Here is a 10,412-nt window from a genome sequence, read left to right as displayed (position 1 = left end):
CGGTGCTACATCGTGGGCACGGCCCCCTACACCGTCGGATGGGGCCGGTGCTCTAGTGTGGGTCGTGCGGCAGGGTGGTGTGCTGGGGCCGGACAGCCGGCCGAGGGGGCGACCGTCATGGGTGGGGCCGGGCGTCGGCTCGGGCTCATCGCCGTGCCCTGGGTCAGGGTGGAGAGGCCCTGCTGCAGCAGGTTCCCGATGGTGTCCCCAAGCTGCCCGCCGAGCGGGTTGTTCTGGCCGGCGGCAGCGCCGCCGGGAGGAGCCTGGCCGCTGCTGCCGGGCGGTGCGCCGGTTCCGCCGCCCTGCACGCCGTTCAGCAGGTTGCTCAGCCCGTTGAGGCCCTGAGTCAGGCCTTGTTGGCTCAAGCCTTGGCCGTTCGCGCCGAACAGGCCCTTGCCCATCTCCTTGAGCTTGGCATAGGCGGCCTCTGGGTTGTCGAGGATGCCCTGCATCTCCGGATAGATCCGCGGGGAGACCCAGGGGCCCTCGAGCATCACGGGGATGCCGAGGCCGACCGGATTGCCGGCGCGGCCCTGGCCTTCGGTGGTCATCACGAGCTGCGGTTCGACCCGGAACCCGATCTGCCTTGTGTTGAGATCGATGGTGCCGACCCCCGTCATCTTCACCAGCGGGCCGATCAAATTGAGATCGGTGGTGACGGCCTGGCCCTTGTCGACCTTGAACGAGGCCGAGAGCTGGCTGAGATCGGTCGACAATTCCTGGCCCTGCTGCCAGCCCGACAAGGTGCCGGTGGTGAGGTTGCGGATCATCTGCGCGACGTTGAGGCCGAGGATCTTGCCGTCCTGGAATACGACGAAAGCGGTGCCGCCGAGATTGCCGACGATGGCCCGCTCGCTGGTGCCTTGCGAGGTCAGCGCGATCTTCGCCTGCATCTTGCCGTCGAGCTTATCGAACTCGGCGAGGCTCTTCAGCACCGGCAGCGCGCGCACGCCGGCGAGATCGAGCCGCAGCGCATAGGTCGGATTGGCGGCTCGCGCGTCGATCGTGACGTCGCCGTTGGCGGTGCCGTCATAGGCGCCGAGACTGGCGAGCTTCCCCTTCAGCACGCCGCTGTCGACAGATGCATCGATCGCCGCCTGTGCGAAGCGGCCGTCGCCGATCAGGAGCTCCGGCGTCGAGATGCGCGCCTGCGCGTCGACGTAGTTGAGCCCATTGAGATCGATCGACGCGTTGCTCCAGCTATTCGTGCCCAGCGGCTGCGCCGTGTCGGACCGGCTCTGCGTCATCGCGATCGCAATGCGCTGGAAGTCGAGATCGAGCTTCACCAGCGGCTTGTTGCTGGCGAAATCGACCGAGGCCCAGCCGGTGAAGCCGCCATCGCCGAGCGTGCCGGACACGCCGTTGAACATCACCACCGTGCCGTTCAGGCGCAGCTCGGCATTGGCCTTGATCGCCGCAGGCAACAGGCCGGGCGCATCGATGTTGAATTCGGCAGGCACGCTCTGATGGTCCAGCGGCGCTTGCGGTGCGGTCGCGCGGATCTCGAACTTCAGCGGCTTGTCGCTCGTGCGGGCGTCGCCCGTGACGACGATCTTGCGGTCGCCGCCGATCGTCGCATCTGCGTTGAGCCTCTCGATCCGGTTCTCGACCCGGTCGCGCACATTGGCGAACACGATGGTGCCGCCGGTGATGCCGACATGCCGGATCGTGATGCCGCCATTGTCGGACGCGGATGACCTCGCCGGCGGATTGTGATCGCGGGTGCGTTCGCGTTGCAGCGGCAGGTTGACCACGGGCTTCTCGATCGCGAGGTCGGTAATCTCAGGCTGGCCCGACCACAGGCTCGACAGCGTCAGCTCGGCTTCGACGCGATCGGCGGCGAACCGGTTGTTGGCCTCGCGCTCCCGCGGGTCCCGCAACACGACGTCGCGCAGCGTCAGATTGACGGTCGGCCACAGGCTGACCTTGGCACCGCCGTTGATGGTGATCGTGTAGCCGGTCTCTCGTTCGACCCGCTCGGTGATGGCGGATGTGACGAAGGAGGCCGGGATCCCGACCGCCGCCACCAGCACGATGATCACGATCACGCCAGCAAGGGCGGCCCCGGCGAATTTCAGTGCTCTCATGTCGATATTCCAGGCCGGGCAGACAGGGTTCCGCCGCGGAAAGGCACGGCCGATCGCACGAGATTATCCCGCAAACGGGATCTCGCTCCAACGACCGGAAAAATATTCCGTTACCAGCATGAACTTATGTGACCTCTCACACACTCTTATGAGGGTGATTTTTGCTAACCGGGCGTCAGGGGATCGCTCGGATGGATTTGGAAGGCAGTACAATGAGCAAACAGGCCGAATTTGCGGTCATTCTGAAGATGAATCCGATGTTCGCCGATCTCGGTGCGGACGAGTTGCAGCGGCTTTCGGGCCTCTGTCACACCCAGCAGCTCGCGACCGGCGAGGTGCTGTTCCAGAAAGGCGATCCCGGCGATGCCCTTTTCGGGGTCCGCCGTGGCCAGATGCGCATCGAGACCGGTGCCTCCGACGGCAGCCGGCTCACACTGAACTTCATGGGATCCGGCGATCTGTTCGGCGAAGTCGCCGTGCTCGACGGTCAGGATCGCACCGCGGATGCGACTGCGGGCGAGCCCACCGAACTGTTCGTCCTGCGGCGGGAGGATTTCCTCGGCTTCCTCGAGCGCGAGCCGAAGGTCGCGGTCAGGCTGATCGCGTTGCTGTGCCAGCGCATCCGCTGGCAGAGCGAACGGATGGAAGAATCCGTGCTGCAGCCGTTGCCGGTTCGCCTCGCGCGCCGGCTGTGCGCGCTGGCCGAGGATTTCGGTTCCGAGGTGCATATCTCGCAGGAACAGCTCGGCATCTTCGTCGGCGCCGCGCGCGAAAGCGTCAACCGGCAACTGCAGACCTGGCGCAAGGACGGCATCGTCGACCTGCAACGCGGGCGGATCATGCTGCACAACATGACCAAGCTGACCGCGGTCGCTCGGAACGATTAGGGCATTATCGAGCGAAGTGGACGTCGGTTCGCGCAAAGAAACGCGTCAAACAAGAATCCAATCGGATCACATGCAACGCGCGCGCGAAGATGACATCCTCTCGCGCGCTTTGCTTGCGAATGTTGACGCGCTCTTGCCTAAAAGACTTGCTTGCATCACGAGGCCGGTATCGCTTTCATGTGCATGCCGGTCCTTGGGGTGACACCCAGCCTTGCTGGCCTCACGCCATCCACCTGCAAACCCCTGCGGTCATTCCCGTTGACCGCAGGGGTTTTGCGTTCTTGAGCCGCGGCCGCGGCGAATGCGCGCCCCCTCCAGCTGGCATCAATTCCCGCACTGACGTGGTATAGACTGGCCACAAAACGGGAGTTCGCAATGAGCAGCCAAAACGCGGGCGGCAAGCCGCCGGTCAAGTCGCAGGAGGATCTTCGCGGGCATTTCGGGCAGGTCAGCCCGCTCGCGGAGAAGAAGGTCCTCCACCATCTCGACAAGTTCTGCCGCGACTTCATCGCATTGTCGCCGTTCCTCATCATCGCCTCCAGCGACGGCAAGGGCCATGCCGACGCCAGCCCGCGCGGCGATGCACCCGGCTTCGTCTCGGTGCTCGACGACAAGACACTGCTGATCCCGGATCGGCGCGGCAACAATCGGGTCGATACGTTCGGCAACATCATCGCTTCGTCCGGGATCGGGTTGATCTTCATGGTGCCCGGCATCAACGAAACGCTGCGCATCAACGGGCGGGCCGAGATATCGCAGGAGCCGGACCTCCTGACGCCGCTGACGGTGCAGAACGTCACGCCGATTATCGGCCTCAAGGTGCATGTCGACGAGACCTACTTCCATTGCGGCAAGGCGCTGATGCGCTCGAAGCTGTGGAATCCGGCCACGCAAGTCGAGCGCCACAGCTTTCCGACGCTCGGCCGGATCATCGCCGAGCAGACCGCCGCGATCGAGGTCGATGTCGCCGAGAAGGCGATGGAAGAGGCCTATCGTACGCGGCTTTACTAGGAATGTGGCATGGGCGGGGGAGCTTGCTGCGCGCAACGCGCGGCACCCCGCCCGATCGCCGTCGACCGCGCGGGGCTCGGTCTCACAGGCAGGTGCGACCGCTACGGTGACGTTACTTGCTTCAGAAGAGCCGTATCGGTGAACTCGACGAGTTCAGCGATCTTGCCATTTTCGAACCTGAAGAGATCGAGAACATCCGCGGTGAAGGTGATGTTCTTCGGAATAAAGCGAACGGTGATGGTCGAATGTACGGCGGCCCGATCGCCGTCGACGAGAAAACTGGTGATCTTGCGATCCATGAACTCGAAGGCCGCGATGTACTGCGCCAGCGCCTGCCTGACATTCGCATGCCCTTCGACGACGCCGGTCAAATGAAGGGCCTTCTTGTCACCCACCAGTTCGAAACGCGAATCGGAACCAAACGTTTCCATCAATGAATCAATTTCACCCTTGCCGCGAGCGGCGTAAGCCTGGGTGACCAAGCGCTGCATTGCTTCACGGTCTGCCATAGGGAGCCCTCCTCTCCTTCTGAAAGACAGACATTCTACCACACCGCGAGTGCGGTCGGCGCACAACTTTTGGAAGGGCGGCCGGGCTTACTCGGCGGCAGGCGAGATCATACTCGGCGGGCCGGGCGGCCGCTTGCTCTCGTCGGACTTCGGCTCGCTCGGGGTGAGCTCATGGTCGGCATGCGAGACCACGAGCCGCTTGCCGAAGCGCCAGATCAGGCCGCCGATGTCGTCCATCACCATGAACATCGCCGGCACGAACACCAGCGACAGCACGGTCGAGAAGATCAGGCCGCCGATCACCGCGAGCGCCATCGGCGAGCGGAATTCGCCGCCGGCGCCGAATGCGAGCGCTGACGGCATCATGCCGGCGGCCATCGCGATCGTGGTCATCACGATCGGGCGGGCGCGCTTCATGCCGGCGTCGATCATCGCTTCCTCGCGCGCCTTGCCGTCGCGGATCGCTTCCACCGCGAACTCCACCAGCATGATGGCGTTCTTGGTGACGATGCCCATCAGCATCAGGATGCCGATCCACACCGGCGTGGTGAGCTGCTTGCCGGTCAAGAGCAGTGCGCCGATCGCGCCGCCGATCGAGAGCGGCAGCGAGAACAGGATGGTGATCGGCTGCAGGAAGGTGCCGAACAGCAGCACCAGCACGGCGTAGACCATCATCAGGCCGGCGGTGATCGCGGTGGCGAAGCCGTCCGACAGTTCCGCGAGGCTCTCGGCATCGCCTGACGGACTGACCTTCACGCCCTTCGGCAGGCTCTTCATGACCGGCAAATCGTAGATCAGCTTGGTGGCATCGCCGAGCGCGGAATTGCCGACGAGGTCGGCGGCGACGGTGGCCTGCCGCTCGCGGTCGTAGCGGTTGATGCTGGTCGGACCCTGGTCGAGCTGGATGTCGGCGACCACGGACAGCGGCACGCCGCCCCGTTCGCCGTGCTGGCCGAGCGGCACACGCAGCTGCTCCAGCATCTGCAGGTCGCTGCGCGCATTGTCCTCGAGCTGGACGCGGATCGGCACCTGGCGCTCGCCGGCGTCGAACTTGGCCAGCGCCGGGCCGACATCGCCGATGGTGGCGACGCGGATGGTCTGCGACAGGCTCTCGGTCGAGACGCCGAGCTTGCGGCGCGGCTCGGCGCGCGGACGGATGCGCAGCTCCGGCCGATCGAGCGCGGTCTCCGAGATCACGTTGGCGATGATCGGGATCCGCTTCATCTGCGTCGCCAGCTCGCTGGCGACGTTGTTGACGATGTTGCTGTCGGTGCCGGTCACGACCAGCGAGATGGCGCGCAGGCCGTTTTCGTCGAGGAACCAGAACCTGATATCGGGGACGTTGTCGAGCTCCTTGCCGATCGACAGCTCGAGCTCGCGCTGGGTGATCCTGCGGTCGGCCTTCGGCGTGTAGTTGATGATCAGCGCGGCGCGGCGCACCTCCTGGATGCCCGGCGGCACGCGGCCGCCGTCGACGAACACGCTCCTCACCTCGGGCCGCTTGCGCAAGCGCGCCACGATCTCCTCGGTGACCTTCTCGGTGTAGGCGAGCTGCGAGCCGGGCGGCAACTCCATCGCCAGCAGCGAGCGCGCGGTGTCCTGCGCCGGCAGGAAGCCCTGCGGCAGCAGCGTGATGCTCCAGATCGACGCCGCGAACACCGCAAAGCCGACCAGCACGGTGATGTAATGGTGCCTCACCGACCAGGTGACCAGGCTGTGATAGGTGCGCAGGATGCGGCCGGGCGGCGGGTCGTCGTGGTCGTGATGCTTGAGGAAATAGGCGGCGAGCATCGGCGTCACGAAGCGCGCGGCGAGCAGCGAGAAGAACACCTGCACCGACACGGTGATGCCGAACTGCTTGAAGAACTGCCCGGCGATCCCGGACATGAAGCTCGCGGGCGCGAAGATCGCGATGATGGTGAGCGAGATCGCGATCACCGCGAGGCCGATCTCGTCGGCGGCTTCGAGCGCGGCACGATACGGCGTCTTGCCCATCCGCATGTGGCGGACGATGTTCTCGATCTCGACGATGGCGTCGTCGACCAGGATGCCGGTCGACAGCGTGATGGCGAGAAAGGAGACCAGGTTCAGCGAGAAGCCGAGCAGGTCCATCGCCCAGAATGCCGGGAAGATCGACAGCGGCAGCGAGACCGCGGCGATGATCGTGGCTCTGATGTCGCGCAGGAACAGCAGCACGATGATGACGGCGAGGATCGCGCCCTCGAACAAGGTCGAGATCGCAGCCTCGTAATTGCCCTTGGTGAACTCGACCGAAGTGTCGATCAGCTTGAGGTCGACGTCGGGATAGGCAATTTTCAGCGCGTCGATGCGTTTCTGCACCGCGGCCGCGACCACGACGTCGCTGGCGCCCTTGGAGCGCTTGATGCCGAGCGCCACGACAGGCTCGCCGTTGAAGCGGGCGAAGGTGCGGCGATCGGCGATGGTGTCGGTGACGGTGCCGAGATCGTCGAGCCGGATCTCGCCGCCGCCGAACAGCGGAATCATGGTGCCGGCGAGCTCGTTCAGCGTCTTGGCGCCGGCGAGGGTGCGGATCGCCTGGTCGTTCTTGCCGATCTCGGCGCGGCCGCCGGCGACGTCGACATTGGTGCCGCGCAGGATCTGGCTGACATTGACCGCGGTGAGGCCCACCGCCTGCAGCTTGTCGGGATCGAGCGAGACCAGGATCTCGCGCTCGACACCGCCGATGCGCTCGACCTGGGCGACGCCGCGCACGCCCTGCAGCGCGCGCTTGACGACGTCGTCGACGAAGTAAGACAGCTGCTCCGGCGTCTTGCCGGGCGAGATCGCCGCATAGGTCACGATCGGAAGGCCGATCACGTCGACGCGCTGGATCAACGGCTCGGTGACGTTCTGCGGCAGGTTGGCGCGCACCCGCGTCACCGCGTCCTTGACGTCGTTGAGCGCGCGGTCGGTGTTGGTCTCCAGCGCGAACTGGATCGTGGTCACCGACAGGCCGTCGGTGATCGAGGAGGAGATATGGCGCACGCCCTCGACGCCGGAGACGCCGTCTTCGATGGTCTTGGTGACCTGCGACTCAAGTTCCGAGGGGGCGGCACCGAATTGCGAGACCGCGACCGAGATCACCGGAATGTCGGCGCTCGGCAGCCGCGTCACCGCGAGCTTGGTGAAGGAGACCCAGCCCAGCACGAGCAGGATGATGGAGAAGACGATCGAGGGAAGCGGGTTCCGGATCGACCATGCCGAGATGTTCAAAGCCATAAGCGTGCCCGAATTACCGTGATCGCGAGCGATCGAGTTCGTCGGCGAACATGGTCTTGATCTGGTCGCCGTCATGCAGCGAGGTGCCAGCATCGGCCACGACGATTTCGCCGACGTCGAGGCCTTCAAGGATTTCGGTCGAGGTGTCGGAGGTCAGCCCGACGCGCACCCTGCGGGTCTCGACGGTGTTGCCTTTCACGACCTGCAAGGTCAGGCGGTCGATCGCGGTGCGCGGCACCGCGACGCCGCAGGAGCGCTTGGCGTCGATATTGGCGCGCGCGAACATGCCGACCTTCAAGGTCGGATTGTTGTTGATGGTGATGCGGACGTGCCCGAGCTGGGTGGCGCGGTCGATCTGCGGCGAGATCTGGCGGACCTTGCCGACCATGTCGGGCGCATCGTCGCGGCTGATCCGCACATTGGCGCCGGGATTGAGCTTCAGGAGCTGGAAGCCCGGCACCTCGGCGTCGAGCTCGATCTCGTTGCCGATGGAGATCTTGAACATCGGGGGACCCTGCGGCGAGGCCGGCGCGCCGGGCGCGGTGCGCACCTCGGTGACGAGGCCGGCTGCCGGCGCGCGCAGCACGACCGGCTTGGCATTGGCCTGAGCGGCCTGTTGCGGCGGCGGGGTCAGCCGCGCCAGTTCCTGGTTCTCGGTCACGGTGTCGCCTTCGCGGACCAGCACGTCGATGACCTTGGAGCCGTCCTGGTCAACATTCACCTGCGCCTCGCGGCGCGGCACGATGAAGCCGGTGACGCGAACCATGTCGGAGAAGCAGGCGTTGGTCGATTTCGTCACCACGACCAGCGCCTGGCCCGGCGTCTCCTTCTCCTCGGGATGGGAGCGATGCTCGAAGGCGTAATAGGCGATGGCCAGCGCGATGAAAACCACCGTGCCGAGCGCAGGCTTGAGGTATCGGGAAAAATTCATCGCCTGATCAATCCAGAACTTGGCGCGTATCGACAGGGATCGTCTTGGGCGCTCGTCGAAGTCTCATCACGCCCGCCACCGTATTCCCTAGGCATGCGGAAGGCCGCTGTCCATTGTTCCGGATCATGCCCTGACGTCATGTGAGGCGGGTCACCTGTGGGCAGCTTTGGGCTTCGGCCCCTAAGCAAATGCGCCCCGCCGGGGGTGCGGGACGCATTGTAACCTCAAAAAGCGGCCACGCCACCGCCCATCACATCCAGATCACTTGGGCGCGTATCACTTGGATGCCGTGTCCTTGTTTTCCACGTTCACGACCTGGACGCGCCGGTTCACGTCCGCCATCGGGTGGCTGGGGTCCTTCAGCTTGCTCTTGCCGTAGCCGACGGTGACCAGATCGGTGCCGTTGATGCCATATTTGTCGACCAGATAGCGCTTGATGGCGTCGGCGCGGCGCTCCGAGAGGCCCTGATTGTAGTCCTCGCCGCCGGCGGCGTCGGTGTGGCCGGCGACCACGAAGGTCGAGCCCTTTAGGTCCTGATTGGTGAGGGCATGGCCGAGCGCCTGCACCGAGGGCAGCGACTTCGTGCTGATGTCGGCGGAGTTGTAGTCGAAGTTGATCTCGAGATCGATCTTCGGCTTATCCTGGACGATGGTCGCGATTTCCTCGCGCTCAGTCGAGGACAATGAGCGGGTGGCGCGGCCGCGGATGCTCTGCACGAATTTGGCCTGGTCGGCGTTCAGCCCGGGCGAGGTCTGCGGGCCGACCGAAAGGCCGCGGGTCAGCGGCTTCTTCTCCGGCGTCAGTGCCTTGATGATCTGGTCCTCGGTGACGTCGTCACCGGCGCGGGCGGCCGCCATGCCGAACGACAGGGCGGCGCAGGCGGTCATGATTGAAAGGATCGCGGCCTTTGCCGACGGCTTGAACATTTCGGTCCCTCCTGCACAGGCTGGCGCGGTTCCATGCAACTCTTCAGATCGCGGGCATTGCGGCCCGGCGCGCACCCTCTGATTAGTCGCGCAATTCCAGCGGCGGTTCGAGGTCAGGGCGGCCTCGATCGATTTGTCACTGCACGCCGTAGTCGGCGAATTCCTTGACGATGTTCGGGTCCATCGCCTTGGCGTTGGCGATGTCGAGGTCGCCTTCCGCGACCGCGCCGTTGCGCTTCTTGGCAAGCCCGCGGCCGTACAGCGACGAGGTCAGCCGCGGGTTGATCTTCAGCGCGGCGTCGAAATCGGCGATGGCGTTCTTGTTCTGGCCGCCCTTCAGGTTCATCAGGCCGCGGCTGTCGAGTGCGTCGACGAAATTCGGGCGCAGCCGCAGTGCCTCGTTGCAGTCCTTCAGCGCCGCCTGCAGGTCGCCCATCACGGTGCGGACCCAGCAGCGGTTGTTATAGGCCTCGACATCCTTCGGGTTCAACCGCAGCGAATTGGTGAAGTCCTTCACCGCGAGGTCGTAGGCACCCTTGCTGGCATAGACCTGGCCGCGGCGATACAGCGCGGCCGCGTCGTCGGGGTTCTTGTCCAGTTTGTCGCTCAGGCCCTTGATCGTCGGATCGTCGGCGAGCACGGGCGAATTGCTCGGGGCCGGCGTGGGCTGGATCACCACCGGAGGCGGAGGCGCGGGTGGCGGCAAGGCGATGGCGGGTCCCCTTGGCGGGCGCTGCGGTCAAGCGTGGGCGGGCCCTGGCTGGGTTGTCTCCCCATCACATGCGGCGCGGCAGACGGTCAGGACGGTGCAGCAGTGTCA

Annotated in this window: 7 protein-coding genes and 1 pseudogene; 2 read left to right on the top strand and 6 right to left on the bottom strand. The window is 65.2% G+C overall.

Going from position 1 to position 10,412, the window contains the following annotated elements; genetic code table 11:
• Positions 1-26: 26 nt before the first annotated feature.
• Entirely contained in the window at positions 27-2,087 is a 2,061-nt protein-coding gene (locus FNJ47_RS40705) for an AsmA family protein (RefSeq protein ID WP_163161756.1), read from the bottom strand.
• A gap of 212 nt (positions 2,088-2,299) precedes the next feature.
• Between FNJ47_RS40705 and FNJ47_RS40700 the strand changes: the two genes are divergently transcribed.
• Together FNJ47_RS40700 and FNJ47_RS40695 are read left to right on the top strand one after the other, a co-directional pair.
• Complete coding sequence (locus FNJ47_RS40700) at positions 2,300-2,974, top strand: Crp/Fnr family transcriptional regulator (RefSeq protein WP_050631133.1); 675 nt, start codon at positions 2,300-2,302, stop codon at positions 2,972-2,974.
• Positions 2,975-3,349: 375 nt separating this feature from the next.
• The gene (locus FNJ47_RS40695) at positions 3,350-3,985 is read left to right on the top strand and encodes a pyridoxamine 5'-phosphate oxidase family protein (RefSeq protein ID WP_163161754.1); all 636 of its coding nucleotides are present in this window, start codon (positions 3,350-3,352) and stop codon (positions 3,983-3,985) included.
• Between the two features lie 101 nt (positions 3,986-4,086).
• On the opposite strand, the gene FNJ47_RS40690 is transcribed toward FNJ47_RS40695, so the two are convergent.
• The 5 genes and pseudogenes from FNJ47_RS40690 to FNJ47_RS40670 all read right to left on the bottom strand — a co-directional run.
• Positions 4,087-4,494: a nuclear transport factor 2 family protein gene (locus tag FNJ47_RS40690; protein ID WP_163161752.1), complete on the bottom strand. Its 408-nt coding sequence runs from the start codon at positions 4,492-4,494 to the stop codon at positions 4,087-4,089.
• An 87-nt stretch (positions 4,495-4,581) separates the two neighbouring features.
• Positions 4,582-7,734: an efflux RND transporter permease subunit gene (locus FNJ47_RS40685; RefSeq protein ID WP_163161750.1), complete on the bottom strand. Its 3,153-nt coding sequence runs from the start codon at positions 7,732-7,734 to the stop codon at positions 4,582-4,584.
• A gap of 13 nt (positions 7,735-7,747) precedes the next feature.
• Positions 7,748-8,665, bottom strand: coding sequence for an efflux RND transporter periplasmic adaptor subunit (locus tag FNJ47_RS40680; protein ID WP_163161748.1), 918 nt, complete (start codon positions 8,663-8,665; stop codon positions 7,748-7,750).
• Positions 8,666-8,941: 276 nt separating this feature from the next.
• Positions 8,942-9,592, bottom strand: a complete 651-nt coding sequence (locus FNJ47_RS40675) for an OmpA family protein (RefSeq protein WP_163161746.1) — start codon at positions 9,590-9,592, stop codon at positions 8,942-8,944.
• A 136-nt stretch (positions 9,593-9,728) separates the two neighbouring features.
• A pseudogene (locus FNJ47_RS40670) lies at positions 9,729-10,331 on the bottom strand (tetratricopeptide repeat protein); the annotation flags it as partial.
• Between the last annotated feature and the right edge of the window lie 81 nt (positions 10,332-10,412).

This window comes from Bradyrhizobium uaiense (assembly GCF_010811875.1).
GTDB classification, from domain to species: domain Bacteria; phylum Pseudomonadota; class Alphaproteobacteria; order Rhizobiales; family Xanthobacteraceae; genus Bradyrhizobium; species Bradyrhizobium uaiense.
The sequence above is the reverse complement of the archived record's forward strand: the minus strand, read 5'-3'. Positions and strand labels throughout refer to the sequence as shown.

Bases quoted from the DNA above. Each gene is read 5' to 3' on its own strand.
- FNJ47_RS40690 (WP_163161752.1), bottom strand. From the start codon at position 4,494: ATGGCAGACCGTGAAGCAATGCAGCGCTTGGTCACCCAGGCTTACGCC.
- FNJ47_RS40705 (WP_163161756.1), bottom strand. From the start codon at position 2,087: ATGAGAGCACTGAAATTCGCCGGGGCCGCCCTTGCTGGCGTGATCGTG.
- FNJ47_RS40685 (WP_163161750.1), bottom strand. From the start codon at position 7,734: ATGGCTTTGAACATCTCGGCATGGTCGATCCGGAACCCGCTTCCCTCG.
- FNJ47_RS40675 (WP_163161746.1), bottom strand. From the start codon at position 9,592: ATGTTCAAGCCGTCGGCAAAGGCCGCGATCCTTTCAATCATGACCGCC.
- FNJ47_RS40700 (WP_050631133.1), top strand. From the start codon at position 2,300: ATGAGCAAACAGGCCGAATTTGCGGTCATTCTGAAGATGAATCCGATG.
- FNJ47_RS40680 (WP_163161748.1), bottom strand. From the start codon at position 8,665: ATGAATTTTTCCCGATACCTCAAGCCTGCGCTCGGCACGGTGGTTTTC.
- FNJ47_RS40695 (WP_163161754.1), top strand. From the start codon at position 3,350: ATGAGCAGCCAAAACGCGGGCGGCAAGCCGCCGGTCAAGTCGCAGGAG.